At 65.3% G+C, this 18,276-nt stretch carries 16 protein-coding genes; 10 read left to right on the top strand and 6 right to left on the bottom strand.

The genetic code is table 11. The annotated features are described in order from the left end of the window. Positions 1 to 54: 54 nt before the first annotated feature. The 6 genes from NDN01_RS24855 to NDN01_RS24830 all read left to right on the top strand — a co-directional run bounded on the left by NDN01_RS24855 (position 55) and on the right by NDN01_RS24830 (position 3,432). Positions 55 to 375, top strand: coding sequence for a Bbp19 family protein (locus NDN01_RS24855; protein ID WP_272624897.1), 321 nt, complete (start codon positions 55 to 57; stop codon positions 373 to 375). After that, the gene (locus NDN01_RS24850; protein ID WP_272624896.1) at positions 329 to 997 is read left to right on the top strand and encodes a hypothetical protein; all 669 of its coding nucleotides are present in this window, start codon (positions 329 to 331) and stop codon (positions 995 to 997) included. Before NDN01_RS24855 ends, NDN01_RS24850 begins: the two co-directional genes overlap by 47 nt. A 3-nt stretch (positions 998 to 1,000) precedes the next feature. Beyond that, positions 1,001 to 2,023 carry a major capsid protein gene (locus NDN01_RS24845; protein ID WP_272624895.1) on the top strand — a complete coding sequence of 341 codons (1,023 nt, stop codon included), beginning with the start codon at positions 1,001 to 1,003 and terminating at the stop codon, positions 2,021 to 2,023. A gap of 148 nt (positions 2,024 to 2,171) precedes the next feature. Beyond that, positions 2,172 to 2,606: a Bbp16 family capsid cement protein gene (locus NDN01_RS24840; RefSeq protein WP_272624894.1), complete on the top strand. Its 435-nt coding sequence runs from the start codon at positions 2,172 to 2,174 to the stop codon at positions 2,604 to 2,606. 20 nt (positions 2,607 to 2,626) lie between these two features. After that, the gene (locus tag NDN01_RS24835) at positions 2,627 to 2,806 is read left to right on the top strand and encodes a hypothetical protein (RefSeq protein WP_272624893.1); all 180 of its coding nucleotides are present in this window, start codon (positions 2,627 to 2,629) and stop codon (positions 2,804 to 2,806) included. 104 nt (positions 2,807 to 2,910) lie between these two features. After that, entirely contained in the window at positions 2,911 to 3,432 is a 522-nt protein-coding gene (locus NDN01_RS24830) for a hypothetical protein (protein ID WP_272624892.1), read from the top strand. A 100-nt stretch (positions 3,433 to 3,532) separates the two neighbouring features. Here the strand turns inward: NDN01_RS24830 and NDN01_RS24825 are convergent, their stop codons facing one another. From NDN01_RS24825 to NDN01_RS24815, 3 genes are all read right to left on the bottom strand, one after another. Beyond that, positions 3,533 to 6,241, bottom strand: coding sequence for a PAS domain S-box protein (locus NDN01_RS24825; protein WP_272624891.1), 2,709 nt, complete (start codon positions 6,239 to 6,241; stop codon positions 3,533 to 3,535). 7 nt (positions 6,242 to 6,248) lie between these two features. Beyond that, a complete protein-coding gene (locus tag NDN01_RS24820; protein WP_272624890.1) occupies positions 6,249 to 7,742 on the bottom strand; it encodes an ATPase domain-containing protein in 1,494 nt (497 codons plus the stop codon). Positions 7,743 to 7,846: 104 nt separating this feature from the next. Further along, positions 7,847 to 8,638, bottom strand: coding sequence for an alpha/beta fold hydrolase (locus tag NDN01_RS24815; RefSeq protein WP_272624889.1), 792 nt, complete (start codon positions 8,636 to 8,638; stop codon positions 7,847 to 7,849). A 354-nt stretch (positions 8,639 to 8,992) separates the two neighbouring features. Between NDN01_RS24815 and NDN01_RS24810 the strand changes: the two genes are divergently transcribed. Together NDN01_RS24810 and NDN01_RS24805 are read left to right on the top strand one after the other, a co-directional pair. After that, positions 8,993 to 9,223 carry a hypothetical protein gene (locus NDN01_RS24810; RefSeq protein WP_272624888.1) on the top strand — a complete coding sequence of 77 codons (231 nt, stop codon included), beginning with the start codon at positions 8,993 to 8,995 and terminating at the stop codon, positions 9,221 to 9,223. 123 nt (positions 9,224 to 9,346) lie between these two features. Then, positions 9,347 to 9,985, top strand: a complete 639-nt coding sequence (locus NDN01_RS24805) for a Crp/Fnr family transcriptional regulator (RefSeq protein WP_272624887.1) — start codon at positions 9,347 to 9,349, stop codon at positions 9,983 to 9,985. Here the strand turns inward: NDN01_RS24805 and NDN01_RS24800 are convergent. The 3 genes from NDN01_RS24800 to NDN01_RS24790 all read right to left on the bottom strand — a co-directional run bounded on the left by NDN01_RS24800 (position 9,980) and on the right by NDN01_RS24790 (position 13,842). Next, positions 9,980 to 11,560: a tetratricopeptide repeat-containing protein gene (locus tag NDN01_RS24800; RefSeq protein WP_272624886.1), complete on the bottom strand. Its 1,581-nt coding sequence runs from the start codon at positions 11,558 to 11,560 to the stop codon at positions 9,980 to 9,982. The two genes, NDN01_RS24805 and NDN01_RS24800, sit on opposite strands and share 6 nt — an antisense overlap. Positions 11,561 to 11,626: 66 nt before the next feature. Further along, on the bottom strand, positions 11,627 to 12,253 hold the full coding sequence (locus NDN01_RS24795; protein ID WP_272624885.1) for a nucleotide synthetase: 627 nt from the start codon (positions 12,251 to 12,253) through the stop codon (positions 11,627 to 11,629). Positions 12,254 to 12,258: 5 nt separating this feature from the next. Then, positions 12,259 to 13,842, bottom strand: a complete 1,584-nt coding sequence (locus tag NDN01_RS24790) for a toll/interleukin-1 receptor domain-containing protein (RefSeq protein WP_272624884.1) — start codon at positions 13,840 to 13,842, stop codon at positions 12,259 to 12,261. Positions 13,843 to 14,276: 434 nt separating this feature from the next. Between NDN01_RS24790 and NDN01_RS24785 the strand changes: the two genes are divergently transcribed. Both NDN01_RS24785 and NDN01_RS24780 read left to right on the top strand, forming a co-directional pair. Continuing rightward, positions 14,277 to 16,883 (top strand): PAS domain-containing sensor histidine kinase, encoded by a 2,607-nt coding sequence (locus NDN01_RS24785; protein ID WP_272624883.1) that lies wholly within the window; start codon positions 14,277 to 14,279, stop codon positions 16,881 to 16,883. Positions 16,884 to 17,066: 183 nt separating this feature from the next. After that, entirely contained in the window at positions 17,067 to 18,272 is a 1,206-nt protein-coding gene (locus NDN01_RS24780) for an efflux RND transporter periplasmic adaptor subunit (protein ID WP_272624882.1), read from the top strand. Positions 18,273 to 18,276: the final 4 nt, after the last annotated feature.

Raw genomic sequence — 18,276 nt, 5'->3', positions numbered from 1 at the left:
GGGCCCCTTCCCTCTCCCCCAAAAAAGGGGAGAGGGCGTTTCGGCGAGCACCCCATGATCGAGAAGACCGACAAGCTCACCCTGCTGGAAAGCGCGCCGTTTCGCCGCTTCCTCCTGTCGCTCGTGCAGAGTGCCGGGGTGTTCGAGACCGCCGCCAATATCGCCGATGGGCGCCACCTCTATCTCGAAGGCCGGCGCTCGCTCGCGCTCGAGATCCTGCGCGATTTCGATGCGGCGCAACCGGTCGCGCTGCCCGGCGGAATCCCCGCCGCGACCTTGATTCAAACCTTGCACGAACTGGCGCATTCGGGGCGCAAGGAGAATGTCCTTGAACGACGAAACACTTATGCAGAACTCGGAGACGATGCCGCCTGAGGCGGATGACGGCTTCGACGATTTCGAACCTTCCGCGCTTGGCGATGAAGTCGCCGATGGCGGGGCCGATGACGGGGAGGAGTTGCCGGAAGACGATGGAGGCGACGCGCCCGACACCGATACCGGGGCCCCCGCCCAGTATCAGCTCACCGCGCCCGAGGGCCTGACCCTCGATCCCGTCGCGATCGAGCTGGCTACCCCGGTCTTCCGCGAGCTCGGCCTTTCCAACGAGCAGGCCAACAAGCTGATGCCGGTGGCGGGCCAGTTCGCCCAAGGCGTTCTCGATCGCCACAACCGTCAGATGCTCGGCCAGGTCCAGACCGAGCGCAAGGCGTGGCTCGACAGCGCGCGCAACGATCCGGAGATCGGTGGCCAACACTGGACGTCCACCATCGGCACCGCGGCCAAGGCGCTCGACGCCCTCGGCTTCGGCAAGGGCAGCGCGTTCCGTACGCTGCTCGACGAGAGCGGGCTGGGCAACCACCCCGAAATGATCCGCGCGTTCCAGCGGGTCGGCAAGGCGATCGGCGAGGACGGCTTCGAACGCTCGTCGGGCATCCACCATTCGAAGCGAGACAGGGCGGAGACGCTCTACCCCGAAGACACACCCAAAGGAGGGTAAGACATGGCAACCATCGGCAATTCGTTCCTCAATCTCATCGATCTCTACAAGGGCGCCGGCGGCGCCGACGGCCAGCTCGGCGAAGTGGTCGAGGTTCTGCGGCAGCTCAACCCGATCATGGAGGACGCGGTGACCGCGCCCTGCAACATGGGCACCGTCCACCGTCATACCATCCGCACCGGCCTGCCCGATGTCGCGTGGGGCCGGCTCTACCAGGGCATCCCGCAGTCCAAGTCGACTACCCAGCAGGTCGACGACACGACCGGCTTCGTCGAGGGTCTGTCGACCGTCGATACCCGGCTGCTCGAAATCTCCGACAATCCCGGCGGCGTGCGCCTGTCGGAAGGCCGCGCCTATCTGGAAGCGATGGCACAGGAGGTGTCGCGCGGTTTCTTCTACCACAACACGACGACCACGCCGGAGAAGTTCAAGGGCCTGGCCGCGCGCTATTCCTCGCTTGGCGGTGGCGGCGCGGGCAACCAGATCGTCAATGCCGGTGGGGTCCAGTCGGACAATACCTCGATCTGGTTCGTCACCTGGGGCGACGATTACACGACCCTGATCCACCCCAAGGGCACCAAGGCCGGCGTCACGCGCGAGGACAAGGGCGAGCAGCGCACCACCGACGGCAGCGGCAATATCTATTATGTGAAGGAGGAACTGTTCCGCCAGCATATCGGCGTGGCGGTACGCGACTGGCGCTATAATGCGCGGATCGCGAATATCGACGTGTCGAACGTGCTTGCGGGCACCGTCGATCTCTACGGCTTCATGCGCCAGGCCTGTTACAAGCTGCAGGGGCGTCGTGCGACCAAGATGGCGGCGAACGTCGCGGCACAGGGCCGCACGGTCATCTACATGAACCGAGACATGCTGCAGGCACTCGACGCGCTCGGCACCAACTCGGCCAATGGCGCGCTGATGCTGAAGCCGATGGAGCTGCAGGGCGAGGAGGTGCTGTCGTATCGCGGCATGCCGATCCGCGAGACCGATGCGCTGATCAACGCGGAGAGCGTGGTTTCGTAAAACCTTCCTCTTCCTCCTCGGCGCAGGCCGGGGTCCAGTCGAGAAGACTGAAATAACCTCACGCAGCGCCAATCGATTCCCGTCCCCAACTGGACCCCGGCCTGCGCCGGGGAAGGCCGGAGAGGGAAGAGGCAAAAAGGAAAAAGACATGATCTTCGACGCAACCACCCTGTTCTCGAACGCCCAGGCGGTCACCGCCACGGCGGCTTCGACCAATATCATCGATCTCGGTACGACCGGTACCGTGTTCGGCGGTGCCGCCGCCCTCACCCGCGATGTCGGAAAAGGCCGCGAGATCGCGATCCGCGCGAGCGTGGTCGAGAGCTTCAACAACCTGACCTCGCTGACCATCGGCATCGAGACCGACGACAATGCCGGCTTCTCTTCGCCGAAGACGGTGTGGAGTTCGCCCACCTACGCGCTGGCCGACCTGGCCGTAGGCGCGAAGCTGTTGCTGCCCGACGAGCTGCCGGTCGGCACCGACGAACACTATCTGCGGTTGAAATACACCGTCGCCGGCACCGCGCCCACGCTGGGCAAGATCACCGCCGGCGTGACCGCGGGCAACCAGACCAACCCGTGAGCGCGAAGGGAAGCAGCACCATGAAGCAGCCCAGGACTTACACCGCGCCCCACGACGTCTATACCGGCGGCGTCCTCTACCGCCCCGGCCAGCCCTTCACCACCACCGAGCCACGCGGGGCGGAATGGGAGCCGATCGGCGCGGCGGAGAAGGCGGCCATCGCGGCCGAACGCGAGAACCAGGCGGACAAGACGCCATAAGAGTATCGCGGGGCGACCCTCAGCGCCCCCACGATACTCAAATACCCCGTCCGGTCGATTCCGATCGGACGGGCCCGCCGGGCCGATCGGTGCGTTGGTGGATCATGACCATCCCTTTCCCTATTCGGACTTCTCCGATCCTCGTCGCGCTCCTGCTGCTCGGGGGATGCGGCAACGGGCCCGGTCAGGGCCCCGAGCCGGTCAATGCCACCACTTTCGTACCGCCGCGCGAAGTCGCCGCGACTCCGTTGCCGGGGCAGACGCCGCAGACACCGGCCATCGCCTATATCGGCAAGTTCCCTAACGATCCGGTCGGCGGCGTGCTGTTCTTCGATCGCACCGATGTATCGAAGGCGCTGGCGGAGGCAGTGCGCGACAACGCGATCCGGGCCCATTTCAGCGAAACCAGAGAGCCGGAAAAGCCGATCTTCGCGCAGGACGACAAGGTCGTCGCGGCCGGCTGCAACGCACGGGATTGCAGCGGGCTCAACTGGACGTTCCGGTTCGATCCGGCGACCGGCACGGGCGAGGCCTGTTATCATGACACCGCGACGATGCAGGATTCAAGCCGCTGGTTCACCAACGGCACGCCCGTCATGCGCGCGGGGATGTGCCCGCTGGCCTGACGGCATCGAGCGGCAGGCCAGCGGGCGCAACCGGTTCCGCAGGATGCGTTGATGGTCGTCCCCTTCGCAAGGGCCCCGACCGGGTTCCACAATAACTGGGTTACGGCATCGCGTGTGCCGGAGTGTGGGTCGAAGCCCCGACCGGCGCTTCGATGATCGAGCGAACCCGCATGGCCAGCGCCTCCATCGCAAAGGGCTTTGTGATGAGCCCGGTGCCGGGCTGGAGGAACCCCGGCGCGAGCGCCGCATTCTCGGCATAGCCGGTCATGTAGAGCACCTTGAGGCCAGGCCGAAGCTCCCGACCCGCATCGGCGATCTGGCGGCCATTGAGTCCCGGCAACCCGATATCGGTGATCAGGAGATCGATCCGGCCCCGCTCACGCAGCCGTTCAAGCCCCTCTGGCCCGTCGCCCGCTTCGATCGCACGATAGCCAAGCTCCGTCAGCACCTCGACGATCAGCCCACGCACGACCGGTTCGTCCTCGACGACCAGAACCACCTCGGCCAAGTCGGTCGGCGCCGTGGGAGTCAGCTCCGGCGCTGGTTCCTCGGTCTCGACCACCCCCGCGTAGCGAGGCAGGTACAGGCTGAAGCTTGTGCCGACACCGCGCTCGCTCTCGATCTCGGCATGACCTTCCGACTGGCGCGCAAAACCGTAGATCATCGAAAGGCCAAGGCCGGTGCCCTGGCCAAGCGGCTTGGTGGTGAAGAACGGCTCGAAGGCGCGGGCGATGGTGTCGGCGTCCATCCCGTCCCCGGTATCGGTCACCCGGATACAGACATATTGGTCCGGCTCCAGATCGCGATGCCGGTCGGCGTACCCTTTGTCGAAATCGGCGTTGGAGGTCTCAATCGTCAGCCTGCCGCCGTCGGGCATCGCGTCGCGCGCGTTGATGACGAGATTGAGGATCGCGTTCTCGAGCTGGTTGTGGTCGCATAAGGTCAACCACAGATCCTCGGCCAGGATCAGGTCGAGGTCGATATGCTCGCCAAGCGTGCGGCGCATCAGATCCTCCATCGACGCGATCAGCGGATTGGCATCCACCGGGCGGGGATCGAGCGGTTGACGGCGCGAGAAGGCAAGCAGCCGGTGAGTAAGCGCGGCAGCGCGGTTGGCGGCGCTGGTAGCCCCGGCGATGAAACGCTCGATCCCCTCTGGCCGCCCTGAATCCAATCGTCGCTGGACGATCTCGAGGCTGCCGGTGATGCCCTGCAGCAGATTGTTGAAGTCGTGCGCGATGCCGCCGGTCAACTGGCCCACGGCCTCCATCTTCTGCGACTGGCGCAGCGCCGCTTCGGTGTCGGCAAGCGCTGCCGCGGCTTCGCGCTCGGCGGTCACGTCTCGCCCGAAACTGTAGAGCGTGCCGCCATCGGCGACGGTGATCCAGGCCAGGCGACAGCGGCCGCCATCTTTTTTCAGATAGATTCGTTCGACCTCAAGCAATGGTGCACCGCCCGACAGTTCCTCCAGGGCGAGCCTGCTTTTCGGTAATTCCTCTGGCGCGACGAAATCGGTGATCGTGCGGCCGACCGTTTCCTCCAAACTCCAGCCGAGAACCTTGGTCCAGGACGGATTCACCGCATGGACCTCACCCGACGTCGACAGGACCAGCTTCACCACGGGCGAGAGGTTCCAGATCCGCTCCCGATCCCTCGCGAGGCTGCGTTCTTTGGTAATGTCCCGACCGACCGCGTGGATGCGCCCGGCATCCGGCACAGCCGTCCAGTCGAGCAGGCGATAGCCGCCCTGCTTGCTGGCATAGCGATTCTCGAACGCCAGCGTCGTCGCCCCGGCGGACAGGGTGGCAATCTGCATGGCCGTGGTCGCGACATCGTCGGCGTGCAGGAAGTCGACAATGTTGCGGCCGACCATCTCTGCCTCGCTCCAGCCGAGCAGTCGTGTTGCCGAAGGGTTCACCGCGGTGATGATGCCGTCGAAATCGCAGACCAGCATCAGATCCTGCGACAGCATCCACAACCGGTCGCGATCGCGCAGGCTCTCCGCCTCGGACAATTTCTGTTCGTGGATATCGGTATTGGTACCGATCCAGCGCAGGATCGCACCGCCCTCGCCACGGATCGGCAGAGCGCGCACGAGGTGCCACCGATATTCCCCGTCAGCGCGACGAATCCTAAACTCGGTTTCGTAATCGACACCCGAAGCGAGCGATGCCGCCCAAAGGGTAGCAGCGCCCGCAATATCGCCTGGATGCACGATGCTTGCCCAGCCTTCCCCAAGCAGGGCCGCCGGCGCCAGGCCACTATAGTCAAGCGTGCGCTGGTTGAACCAGTCGAGCCTGCCATCCGGCGGCGAGGTCCAGACGTGGTTGGCCATCGCCTGGGCGAAGGCGCGAAATTGCGCTTCGCTCGCGTTGATCGCCGCCAGCCGGGACCGCGCCTCATATTGCCTGAGCCGGCCCCGCACCGCCGACTTGGCGAGGCTGATCAGCGTCGTCGGGTGGAAAGGGCGTTCGAGGAAGGTGACGTTGCCGAGCGTCTCGAGCAGGCGCACCGCCGCCGGATTCCTCTCCAGCCCGCCGCCGCGCTGAGTGAGCAGGATGAAAGGAAAGTCAGACCATTCCTCCTGATCCCGCAGGAAGGCGTCGAGTGGATGGAGATCGGCACCACGCAACGCCTCTTCAGTGACGAGTGCGAAACCCGCGCCGGCGCGAAGCTCCGTCACCAGCGCCGGAAGATCGCGCGCGACGGACGCGACGATCCCCGCCTCGCGCAGCATCTCCGCCGCGATGATCGCATCGCGGCCATGCGGGGCGAGGATGATCGCGCGCCGGGCGGAGGTTAGGTTCACGTATGCCTCATTCGGCGACGAATTCGTCGATCCCGGCACCCGCCCGTCCGATCAGCGACGGAACCCCGCGAAGCACGCCCTGGAACTGGGTCAGCGGCTCGCCCAGTGCGATACCGTCGCCGCCGATCCTGAATTCGCGGATCGTATCCTCGTGCGGACCGGTGCGCTTCTTCACGATCGAGATCGCGCGGCGCACCCGCCCGGCCGCCTCGAAATAGCGCAGCAGGATCACGGTGTCGGCGAGATAGGTGACATCGACCGGCGCCTTCATGTCGCCGACCAGCCCATGCTGCGCGACGGTGAGAAAGGTCGTCGCGCCCTGGCGGTTCAGATATTGCAGCAGTTCGTGCATGTGCAGGATCAGCGCCTGCTCTTCCGGCATCGCCGCCTGATAGCCGTTGACGCTGTCGATCACGACGACCCGTGCATCGTGCCGCTCGACGCAATTGCGCACCCGTTCGGAGAATTCACCGGGCGTCAGCTCAGCCGCATCGACCTGCTCAAGCGTCAGCGATCCGCTGTCGACCATCCCCGCCAGATCGATGCCGAGGGCCTTGGATCGCGCCTTGAGCAGGCCCATCTCCTCGTCGAAGATGAACAACGCGGCATGTTCGCCACGCGCGACCGCATCGGCGACGAAAGTCAGGGTCAGCAATGATTTTCCGGTACCAGCGGGACCAATGACGAGAGTGCTTGATCCACGCTCGACCCCCCCGCCGAGCAAGGCGTTCAGCGCCTTTTGCCTGGTCGGCACGAGATCGCGGGCGAAGCTGCCCTTGTGTTCGGCCGAGACCAGCCTGGGAAAGGCGCGCACCCCGCCGGTTGCGATCACGAAATCATGATAGCCACCGCGAAAGCGCTGGCCGCGATATTTCACGACGCGCAGGCGGCGGCGCTCGGCGCCATAATTGGGCGACAATTCCTCGAGACGTATCACCCCGTGCGCGACACTGTGGACCGTCTTGTCGAGGATTTCCGTGGTCAGGTCATCGAGCATCAGCACCGTTGAGCCATGGTGCGAGAAATAATGTTTCAGCGCGAGGATCTGGCGGCGATAGCGCAACGAGCTTTGCGCGAGCAGCCGGATTTCGGACAGGCTGTCGAGTACGACTCTGTCCGGTTTCGCCCGCTCGAACGCCTCGAAGATTCGCTTGGTCGTCTCGCCCAGTTCAAGGTCGGAGGAATAGAGCAGGCTCTGCTGCTGATCTTCGTCGAGCAGGCTTTCAGGCGGCACCAGCTCGAACACCTCGATATTGTCGCCGAACGTCCAGCCATGGGACCCGGCGCTTTCGCGCAGTTCCTCCTCGGTTTCGGAAAGGGTAATGTACAGGCAGCTTTCGCCCGCAGCGGCACCGGCCATCAGGAACTGGCTGGCGATCGTCGTCTTGCCCGTGCCCGGGCTACCCTCGACGAGATAGAGACGACCGCGGGTGAATCCGCCCGCCGTGATGTCGTCGAGCCCTGCAACGCCCGTTGCTGCCTTGTCTTTTGGCGCGGTCATTTCGGCTCCGTCGTTCGTCGCGCCGGACGTGCGCGCAAGGGATTGCAGGGTTTCGTCCTAGGCGCTGCCGTCACACGACGCCTTAACATGGATGGTTCGCGAAATCAGGCCGCCAAACCCCGGACGAGATCGCCACCCGCGAAGGCCGGCCGATGGGCCGGTACGGACATCGCCTCTTCAGGGCAGCAGCGTGCGATCGCGTCAAGTATCGCTGCAAGCGCACCGCGATCCGAAGGAAAGGCGAGATGAGCGCAGGATACCTCGATCCGGTGATCCGCCTCCGTCGTCGCACCCCGCGCGGCGGAGGCGGGAATCACGCCGTCGCAACGCGACCAGATCGCCACCGTCGGCACCGGGGGCTTCTCGGACAGGGTACACTCGATCGGCGGCGCGTCGACCCGATGCCCGGCGATCCATTCATAGACGCGCGCCAGCATGGTTGCGCTGAGATCGCCCGAAAAGGGACTGCCTAGCGTGATGACGGCGCGAACGCGATGCGGCGCGACCTTCGCATATTCGCGCGCCATCAACCCGCCGAAGCTCCAGCCGAGCAGGATGACAGGCCGATCGTCCCGCCGCTGCAGTTGATCGAGCCGCCGGTCGAGCCGGTCGAACATGTCGGCCGAAGCCCCCAGGTTGCGCCCTTGGCCCCAGCGATAGGGGCGATAGCCCGCATAGCGCAGTGCGATCCGCATCGGCCGCATCGCGGCATCGGTGGCGAACAGGCCAGGCAATAACAGGATACGCGCGCCACCACGGTTGTTGAAGCGTCGCCGCAGCACCCTGCCCGCCGGAACGAGGCTCCGGGCGAGAAACCAGCATTCGCGAAGCATATGTACGGTGGAATCAGAAAGGGATTTGCGGTCGGCAAGCCAGTCGCATTCGGTTCCGGTCATTTCGGTCGAACGATCATTCCGGGCGGAAGTTTCACGCCCTCCCCGGAGGCGTTTGCGAGGCTGGCGGGAACCGCCCGCGAGCAGGCAATCGGCATGTCCTCAGGAATCCTGCGCGATTAGACTTAAGTCTAACGCCGCAAGGACAGGCTTCCTGTCGTGTTCGACGCATTTTCGTCTCCCGCGGGGACCATCCCACCGTCTTTGGCTTCCCATATCGATCATCGCTCTGTTAGGGGGGCGCACGATCACCGGGCGGCAGAGGCTCAACGCGCCCACTGCCGGGCGATCTGCATCTTCCGTCGGGAACCAGCGGGACGCACCGCCGTTGCGCCTGTCAAATATGTGGGGGACCGTATGAACGAGCGAGTTACCGATCAGTCCGAAGAGGCGAATCCGGGGCAGGACGGCGAAGCCGTGCCCGTGCTGATCACCTTCGCGCTGCTGTTCCTCTTGTCAGCCGCCGTATGGTTCGTGCTCGACCGGATTCGCACCGACGAAGTCCGTTCCGAACTGTCGCAAAGCGCGGGGACTCAGGCATCCGGCGGCAAAACTCCCCAGCCCAGTAAGGTAGCCACGACAAAATAGTGACAGTCGATCGCCGCGCCCGGTGACGGGGCGTTACGGATTGCCAACGCAACCCGCTTCGTCTCTCATGGCGGTAACGCCCCGGGGGAATGCGCGGTGCAGCTCGAAGAGACCAGGATATTCGTGAGCAGGGTCTTTGCCTGTCCGGCCGACGTCGCCGAGCAGGTGACCGATCGCGGCCGCCTCCGCTCCTATGCGCGGACGGCGATCATCCTGCGGCAGGGCGACTGGCTGGCGCTGACCTTCCTGCTGCTGGTCGGGCGCGCCCAGGCCCTGCTCTATGCCGCCGAGGGGCAATTGGTGCTGCTCCACGAATTCGCGCCGGGCGACCTGTTCGGCGCGCTAGGCGAAGCCGAAGCCGTGCGCCAGGATGCGGATGTCGTAGCGGTGGACGAGGTACGGGCACTGACGCTCGATTCGGGCGATCTCGCCCTGCTGGCCCAGCGTTATGGCTGTATCGGTCTCGCACTATCCCGAATGCTGTTGCAGCGGCTGCGCCAGACGACCGAGCGCATGTACGAACGCACCGCCCTGTCGGCGGTCGGCCGCGTCCATGCCGAATTGCTGCGCCAGGCACGGAGCGGTGCAGCGATGACGATCCGGCCGGCACCGGTGATCGCCGACCTCGCGCTGCGCGTCGCGACCACGCGCGAGACGGCGTCGCGCACGATCAACGCGCTGGAACGCCGCGGCATCATCCGCCGCGACGGCGACGGCCTTACCGTGGTGGCGCCACAACGGCTGGAGGAGATGATCCTATGACTGGGCCCGGTCGGATGACCTGAGCGCGAACAAACCGACCGGCGATTCTCCGGCGGGGCTGGCGAGTTCGCCGACATATTCGACGCGGGCGGCATCCGGTGCGATGATCGCAAGCGCGGACGCGAAGTCGTCGGTCACGCAGATCGTTCCCGCGGGTGCGGACGCCGCAGCGGCACAGGCGAGATCGACCGCCCGGCCAATCAGGCGCAGCGATCCGGCAAAGGGATCATCCACCCTATCGGCGATGCCATAATGGCCACTGATGCGCAGTGTTTCCCCCTTCACGATCAGCGCGGCCTGAACCGCGAGAGCGAGATCGTCATAGGCGAGGACAACCTCGTTTCCGGTGAAGGTGGCTGCAACGTCGGGTGTCGGGCAGCGATCGAGGGCCGCCTTGATAGCCGCAAGGCGCCCTTCTCCGGAACCGGGCGCGCGGATCGCAAGCAGAGCCGTACGATAACGGGAAGCTACCTCGGCAGCAGAAGGCCCGTCGACGATTTCGCGCGGCGCAAGCAGAATCTTCTGACGATGGCCCGCACGCGACCAGGCCGTCCGCGCCCGACCCGATGCGCTATCGACCGGACTCTCCCCATCATCGGCAAGGACCAGCAACTGCACTGCTTCGCTCGCCAGCAAACGCGCGTTGGCCAGTGCACTGCCCATGGCGATCTCATCGGCGAGCGCGATCATCGTCTCGTCAGGCAGTGTCCGGGGTTCCACCGTCCGCACTGTCTCGGCTCGGGCGAGCGCCGCGTCGAAGCGGCGGCGCCATTCCGATCCCCACGGATCGACCGACAGCGCGGCGAACCCCGCTATCCCGCCGGGCAGAATGACGTGCAGCGCGGCACCGCGATCGAGCAACGCCTCGGCAATGATGATGTCAGCGCCCGCGGCCAGGGCACCATAGCCGAAGCCGATCCGCTCATCCCCCAGCGCCGCCGCCACATCGTGCGTGAGCGCGGTCGCCCCGGAATGCGCTCGGAAGGCCATGTGTCCGCCGAAGTGAAGCGAACGTGGCGGCCGGAGAATGTCGAGCCAGGCCGGGTTCTGCCCCAGCGCATCGAGGATGATCGCGAACTGGCGGAGCGTCGATGCGTGATCCTCCCAGGCCAGTGGTGCGAGCGCAACCGCCTCCCCAAGCGCAGCCTGCGCCTCTTCCTTCCGGCCGAGCAGGACCAGTGCCTCGGCGCGCGTGGCGGCGCGGTAATAGGGGGTTTCGGGTTCGTCGGGATGTGCGGCGACGCGCGCGAGCGCTTCCCCGGCGAGCATTCGCGACGTCGCTTCCGCGCCGCAGAGCAGCGAGAGCGTTGCCGCATTGATCAGCGGATAGGTGCCGCCACCGGCATCCGCCGCCTGGCGATAGGCCTGGGCCGCGTCGGCATAGAGCTGGAGCCGCGCCGTGCCCGCCGTGCGCCCGGCCATATCCTTGAGCAGGCGGCCCTTTATGCTCAGCACGGCGGCATCGTCGACTATGGCGGCCAAGCCAGCCTGTTCGAAGAGAAACCGAGCGTGATCCAGGGCCCCGGCGCGGGCATTCGTGATGATCGAGAGCAGGACCTGCTTGTCAACTGGCATCGGCATTCCATGAAGCTACACGCGCCTTCCGCGGCGCCGATCTGGCGAAGAGACCCGGAAAAGGAATCAATCGCCGCCCTTGTTCTCGATATCCGGATCGATTGTCATCGGCAAAAGGACCTCGCCGCCCTTGACCAGTTCGATGTTCAGACTGAACCCGTGAGCGATGCTCAGGCCAGAGGGACAGGGCTGATCGGCGAAAAAGGAGATGCATCGGCAATCATCCGTCGGGCCGGCCTCGACCGCGTTACCATTCCCGTCCAGCTTATGTCGCTGCAGATCGAAATATTGCGTGCCCAAATCGAACTTGGTCGTCATCGGGGCCATAGTGTTAGAGAATCGCCAGAACTTTCCCGCAAGCGACAAGATCACGCGTGACCTGACGGCGAGCGAGAAATCAAGCGACGTAGCCCCGATAAATGGCTTCGAATTCAGGACGTGCTGCAAGACGGCCTGCCACGTCGTATCTGCCGTATGAGGCGTCCCCACATCCGGAACAGACTCCTCGAAAGGGTAGATCGATAGGGTAAGATCATCCAGCGGACCTGCCGTCGTGGTGGTTTCCGCGCTGATGAGGAAAGAGCGCGTCACTTCGTAATCATAGGAGATCGGTCCGACGCGACTCAGTTCGTGCTGCTTAAAATATCTATCGGGCTTGAAGGTGCTCATGTTGCAGAGGGGTTTTGTTGCCATCGTCTTTACTCCTTCAAGGTTTGCGCGCGGCTGTCGTCGATTTCGTTCACGATCTGAGTCCGAACCTGCCGCCACTCGATATTTGCCGGGTCGAGGCGGATGAGTGCATCGAGCTGTCCGAGCACCGCAGTCAGCCGCTCGCGTGCGGCATCGGTCCGACCGGTATCCAGATCGATCTTGGCCCGGCCACGCAGCGACCAGAGACGCGCCGCGCGGAATTTGACGTTCGCCGGATCGCGCGCAAGCTGGCGATCGAGCAAGGCGAGCTCACTGTCCCGATGGCGCACCGCGTTCGGCCAATCGCCAGCGGCGCGATAGGCGTCCGCCATCCAGGCATGGCGGTTCGCCAGATCCTTGATCATCGCGTAAGGGTCGCCCGTCCGCCGAGCGGCGGCCTCCATCCAGGCGAGCGCAGCGGTGCAAGCGTGAAGCGCCGCATGGACATCCCGCGGCTGCTTCAGGGCGATCGAGCAGAGATTGCCCTCGGCATAGCCCGCTTCCTTCAGCCAGTCCGGATTGCGCCGGTCGATCGCGACCAGATGTTCCGCCAGCGCCCGATAGCGATCGAACCCCGCCTTCGCCCGCGCCAGATTGCCACGCTCATAATCGACCGAAGCGATCCAGAATTCGCTTTGCGCCTGCGCGAAGATTCGCTGCGGATCATTCGGCGCGCTCGCCAGCAGGGCGGCGGTGGTGCGCGCTGCCTCATGGAATTGTGCGAGCGCTCGTGCGAAATCCCCGCGCCGTTCGTCGTCCTCGCCCATCGCGTGTAGGATGCGCGCGCGGCGTTCCAGCGAATCCGCCAGAAGCGCCGCCAGATCCTGCTGACGGTAATGATCGAGCGCGCGGCGATTGACGGCGGTGAGGACGTCTAGCCGCCCCACTCCCTTCAGCCTGTCGCGCAGATCAGTCAGCATGAATTCCACCAGTCCCTCGGCTTCCTTGCGCTGGCGATCCGCCTCCGCACGGGCAGAGAGCGCGAAGATCGTCAACACCGCCATGGCTACCACCGCGACTGCCGCGGCGAGCGTGACGGCCATCACGCGGCGAATACGGCGTTGCGCGTCGCGCTGGACAAGTGCGTCGAGACCGATGCCGGCAAGCCCCGCGACGAGCTTCAGCAGACCGAGGCGGCGGCCGTCGCCGTCCGGCCGTAGATCCGCGGCGAGCGGTTCAAGCTCGGCGCCGTCCGCCCCGGCTCGCAACGTTTCAGGGAAACAATCAGCCGGATCGCCTCGGATGATCGCGGCGAAAACCGGCTTGCCGGGATTGAGATCGCGAAAGGCCGCAATCTCCCGTCCGACCCAGATCGACGCCGCGGCATCGGGCGAGCAGAGCACGACCAGCGCGTCCGACCGCGCGAGCGCCGCGCGCACCCCCTCGCTCAGATCATGGCCGGCGGCGAGTTCCTCACGGTCGCGAAAGATCTGACCAAGCCGTTTGGGTACCGCCGTGCCGGCGGTGCCGGTCCTGGCGAGACGGCGCGGAATACGATAGGATTCGAGGCGTCGATGCAACCAGCGCGCGGCCCCCGCATCCTTGTGGCTATAGCTGAGAAAAGCCCCGTAACGCGGCTCGCTGCCCGTCATCCCGCCCTCCCCCCGGCTGGCGCCACGGCGATACGCCGCCGCGCGTATGCTGACAGAGAAACGGCGCACGCCTCAAACCAAAATGCAACCGATTCAGAGTGAATAAGGCAATTTCGGGCGTCTCCGGCACGATATGCCTAATTTTTTCTTCATTTTCTTTCGACGAGTCGAAGAGCAATCCGCTCAGCTAAGCCATACACGAAGAACAACCATATCGGTTCAGATCGTCGGGCCATGGCTGCGCGCCAATCTCGCCTGCCCCCCTGACCTGTGTTAACTTCCCGGGGGGCGTTCTTCCGGGTTGAGGAGCTGCGAAAAGGTTGCAACAGCAATCGCGTGTACGTCCAGGGCACGGTGGGTCCACGGAACGGAAGATTGTTCTTACTCTTATCGTCGCAGCAGGATTGTTCAGCGGCATACCATTTGCCGGATGGGTGTTCGATGCCCCCCATCTCCAGAGTTTCGGCGTCACCGGCTATCCGATGTGGCCGCTATCGGCGGTCGGCTACATCTTTCTGGCGGCCGGTTTCTGGGCAACGATGGCGCAGCACCGGGCGGCCCGCTTCCTGCTCGCCGTCCCTATCCTCATCGCCGCCTGCGTGCTGGTGGAGAATGTCGCCGGCGTCGCGCCGGGCATCGACCAGCTGCTCTTCCCGGGGCAGGTCAGCCAGTTTGGCGGGGTCTATCCCGGCCGCCCGGTCGCGAACTCGATCGCCACCTTCGGCTTTCTCGGCCTGGCGCTGCTTGTCGCCGGGCGGCGGAACCAGGCCTGGGCGGAACTGGCCAATCTGTTCGCTTCCGCCGCCTTCTGCTTCGGCGTCACCTCCACCCTGCTCCTGCTCTTCGTCGGTCCGGGAAAAGAGGCGACGATCCTGCATATGTTCGTCGCGCCGCTGCCCGGCAGCCTGATTACCGTAACGCTCGCAACCGCGTTCCTGCTCTGGCGCCCTGATGCCGGCTGGACCGTGCTGCTTTCACCGGACCGCACGCGCGGCCTGCTCTACTGGCTGATCCTGCCACTGGTCATCGCCTTGCCGGTCATACCCACCCTCGCCGCCCGATGGGCCGCGGCGGGCGGACCGGTCGCGCTGCCGGAGACCGAGTTGCTGGCGATGCTGGGCAATGTGGCGATCCTCGGCTTCCTGCTCTGGCTGTCGGCCGATCGCTTCAGGCGCCAGCAGGAGGAGCTCAATGAGGTTTCGCTGGCGCTTGACGTCGCGGCGATCGCGCTGACCCGGGCGGACGGCGAGATCACCTATTGGTCGCGCGGCTGCGAGCAGCTTTATGGCTGGCCGGCGGAGGAAGCGATCGGCCGCAAGAAATACGAGCTGCTGCACTCGCGTCACGGCAGGGACTGCCAGGTCGGGCCACCCCGGCCAACGGGGTCGGCCGAGCGGGAGCTGATCGAGCGGCGGCGCGACGGCAGCGAGATCAGCGTGCTTGAAAGCACCCGGATCCACGAACGACCGGATCGCGAGCCGCTGCTGGTGCTCAGGATGCTCGACATCTCGGAGCGCGTGCATACCGAAAGCGCGCTGAGGCTGAGCGAGAGCCGGCTCGCCGCGGCAGCCGAGGCGCATCAGCTTGGCGTATCCCAATGGGACGTCAAAAGCGGCCGGCTTGAATGGTCGCCCGGATCGGAACAGCGTCTTGGCCTGCCCACCGGCGGGCTGGCGACCTTCGACCAATGGTATGCCTTTGTCGATCCCGACGATGCCCAGGGGGTGATGGAGACGATGCAACGCGCCGTCACCAATCGGGATGAGCGCGTCAGCTTCAGATACCGTTTCCGCCAGGCCAATGGCGTGGTGCGCACGATCGAAGGGTCGGCGCGCTGCTTCTACGATGCGGAAGGCCAGCTCGATACGGTGATCGGCGCCAATGCCGATGTGACCGAGCGGGACGAGCGTGAAGCGACATCGCAGCTCCAGTCGATCATCGAGACGATCCCGGATGCGACGGTGATGATCGATTCCACGGGCATCATCCGCAGCTTCAGCCCCGCCGCCGAGCGGATGTTCGGGATCGACGCGGCCACCGCGATCGGCAGCAATGTGCAGTTCCTGATGCCGGATGCCATCGCCGCGGGGCATGACGCGTCGATCGCGCGCTATCTGAAGAGCGGCGAGCGCCATGTGATCGGGGCGACGCGGGAGCTGACCGCACGCCGCGCCGATGGGACCCTGTTCCCGATCGAGGTCAATATCGGGGAGGCGATACTGGGCAGGGAACATATCTTCACTGGCGTGATCCGCGACGTATCCGACCGGCTCGCCGCCGAGCAGCGCATGAGCGACCTCAATTCGGAACTGGCGCACATCTCCCGCCAGAACGCGATGAGCGAGCTCGCCGCCGACCTGGCGCACGAGCTCAACCAGCCGCTCAGCGCCACCGCCAATTTCCTCGCCACCGCGCGCATCCTGATCGAGCGCGGCGAGGATAGCGGGCGAATCGCCGACCTCCTCCGCCTCGGCGAGGAGCAGACCCTGCGGTCCGGGGAGATCATCCGCCGGCTGCGCGACTTCCTGGCCAAGCATGAAGGTGAAATGCGCGTCGAATCCCTCGAAACCGTCGTCCGCGAGGCTGTCGAGCTGGTGCTGTTCGGCACCGCCCAGTTCGATATCCAGCTGACCTATGCCCTGGACCCGGCGGCAGACACCATCTTCGCCGATCGAATCCAGATCCAGCAGGTACTGGTCAACCTGCTGCGCAACGCGGTCGATGCATTGCGCGGGCAGGTCGACGGCGCGCGGGAGATCATCATCGGCTCGCGAATGATGGAGGACATGGTCGAGATATCCGTCTGCGACAGCGGCCCCGGCCTGCCCAAGGAGATGGCCGACCGTCTCTATTCGCGTTTCGCCACCACCAAGGGCGGCCCGTCGATGGGCATCGGCCTGTCCATCTCGCGCCGGATCGTCGAGGCGCATGGCGGCACGCTCGTCGCCACCAACCGGCCGGAGGGCGGCGCGGTGTTCAGCTTCACTGTGCCGGCGCTTGGCGAGCTGGAGGAAGAGCCAATCTCGGCAGCAACAAAGTAGAAAGAAAGTTCTCTTTTCTTTAAAATATGTTAGAGATGAACTGCTGGTCAGGCCGGTTGGATCACCCTTGCAAATGACTCGCAATGTTCGCACTTCCACCTGGAATGCACGCCGGGCGGGAGACCCAGGATCATTTGGGGGATGCCCGGAAAAAGCGCTGGCCGTTAAGGGGATGAGCCACCGATGCCGATTGCCTTCCGCTGGCCCGCCGCTTCCCTGATCTCCGTTGCCGCGCTTGCCCTGGCCGCCTGTTCCGGCGGCGGCAAGCCGCCCGCTCCTCCCAAACCGCAGGTGACGGTCGCCGTGCCGCTGCAACGCGACGTGATCGACTGGGACGAATATGTCGGTCGGTTCGAGGCGATCCAGGATGTCGAGCTTCGTCCGCGCGTCTCCGGCGCGATCGACCGGATCCTGTTCGCCAACGGGCAGCACGTCCGGGCCGGCGAGGCGCTCTTCATCATCGATCCGCGCCCTTATGCAGCTGCCCTCGGCCAGGCCCAGGCGCAGGTCGCCAAGGCGAACGCCGCGCTGATCAACGCCCGATCCGAGCTGGCCCGCGCCGACAAGCTGCTTGCCGCCCTGGCGATCAGCAAGGAGGAATATGAGACGAAGCAGGCCAATGTCCGCAGCGCCGCGGCCGACCTTGCAGCGGGACAGGCCAATGTCAGCAACGCGCGGCTGAACCTCGGCTTCACCACCGTCCGCTCACCGATCACTGGACTGGTTTCCGACCGCCGTGTGTCGAAGGGCAATTTCGCGACCGAGGGCCAGACGGTGCTGACCCGCGTCGTCTCGACTGACCCGATCTGGTTCTCGTTCGAGGGCGCAGAGAGCTTCTATCTCAAATATCTCCGCCAGGACCGCAAGGGCGAGCGCGGCTCGTCCCGCAGCACGCCCAATCCGGTCGAGATCCAGCTTGCCGACGAAAGCGGCTATCGCTGGCGCGGGCGCATGGAATTCCTCGACAATGCGATCGACACCAATTCGGGCACGATCCGCGCCCATGCGGTGGTTCCCAATCCCGATGGTTTCCTGACGCCGGGCATGTTCGGCCGTGCGCGCCTGCTTGGCTCCGGCACCTACAAGGCGATGCTGGTGCCGGACGAGGCGATCATCACCGACCAGACACGGAAGCTCGTCTATGTCGTCGGCAAGGACGGCAAGGCATCGCCGCGGCCGGTTGAAACGGGCCCCCAGGTCGAGGGCCTGCGCGTCATCAAGACCGGCCTCGCCCCGACGGACGAGGTGGTGATCGAAGGCATCACGACCTTGCAGCCCGGCGCGGCGGTGACGGCGAAGAAAGTCGTGATGAAACCGCAGGCAGCGGATACGGCGCCGACGTCACAACCGGACACAGCACCTCCGCCGGCCGAAGCGACGGCGGACTGAGCCG

Source organism: Sphingomonas sp. QA11 (assembly GCF_028473665.1).
GTDB lineage: Bacteria > Pseudomonadota > Alphaproteobacteria > Sphingomonadales > Sphingomonadaceae > Sphingomonas > Sphingomonas phytovorans.
The sequence above is the reverse complement of the archived record's forward strand: the minus strand, read 5'-3'. Positions and strand labels throughout refer to the sequence as shown.

Coding starts and splice junctions, on each gene's coding strand:
- NDN01_RS24835 (WP_272624893.1), top strand. CDS start 2,627: ATGAAGCAGCCCAGGACTTACACCGCGCCCCACGACGTCTATACCGGC.
- NDN01_RS24855 (WP_272624897.1), top strand. CDS start 55: ATGATCGAGAAGACCGACAAGCTCACCCTGCTGGAAAGCGCGCCGTTT.
- NDN01_RS24845 (WP_272624895.1), top strand. CDS start 1,001: ATGGCAACCATCGGCAATTCGTTCCTCAATCTCATCGATCTCTACAAG.
- NDN01_RS24790 (WP_272624884.1), bottom strand. CDS start 13,842: ATGACGGGCAGCGAGCCGCGTTACGGGGCTTTTCTCAGCTATAGCCAC.
- NDN01_RS24810 (WP_272624888.1), top strand. CDS start 8,993: ATGAACGAGCGAGTTACCGATCAGTCCGAAGAGGCGAATCCGGGGCAG.
- NDN01_RS24780 (WP_272624882.1), top strand. CDS start 17,067: ATGCCGATTGCCTTCCGCTGGCCCGCCGCTTCCCTGATCTCCGTTGCC.
- NDN01_RS24800 (WP_272624886.1), bottom strand. CDS start 11,560: ATGCCAGTTGACAAGCAGGTCCTGCTCTCGATCATCACGAATGCCCGC.
- NDN01_RS24830 (WP_272624892.1), top strand. CDS start 2,911: ATGACCATCCCTTTCCCTATTCGGACTTCTCCGATCCTCGTCGCGCTC.
- NDN01_RS24815 (WP_272624889.1), bottom strand. CDS start 8,638: ATGACCGGAACCGAATGCGACTGGCTTGCCGACCGCAAATCCCTTTCT.
- NDN01_RS24840 (WP_272624894.1), top strand. CDS start 2,172: ATGATCTTCGACGCAACCACCCTGTTCTCGAACGCCCAGGCGGTCACC.
- NDN01_RS24795 (WP_272624885.1), bottom strand. CDS start 12,253: ATGGCAACAAAACCCCTCTGCAACATGAGCACCTTCAAGCCCGATAGA.
- NDN01_RS24820 (WP_272624890.1), bottom strand. CDS start 7,742: ATGACCGCGCCAAAAGACAAGGCAGCAACGGGCGTTGCAGGGCTCGAC.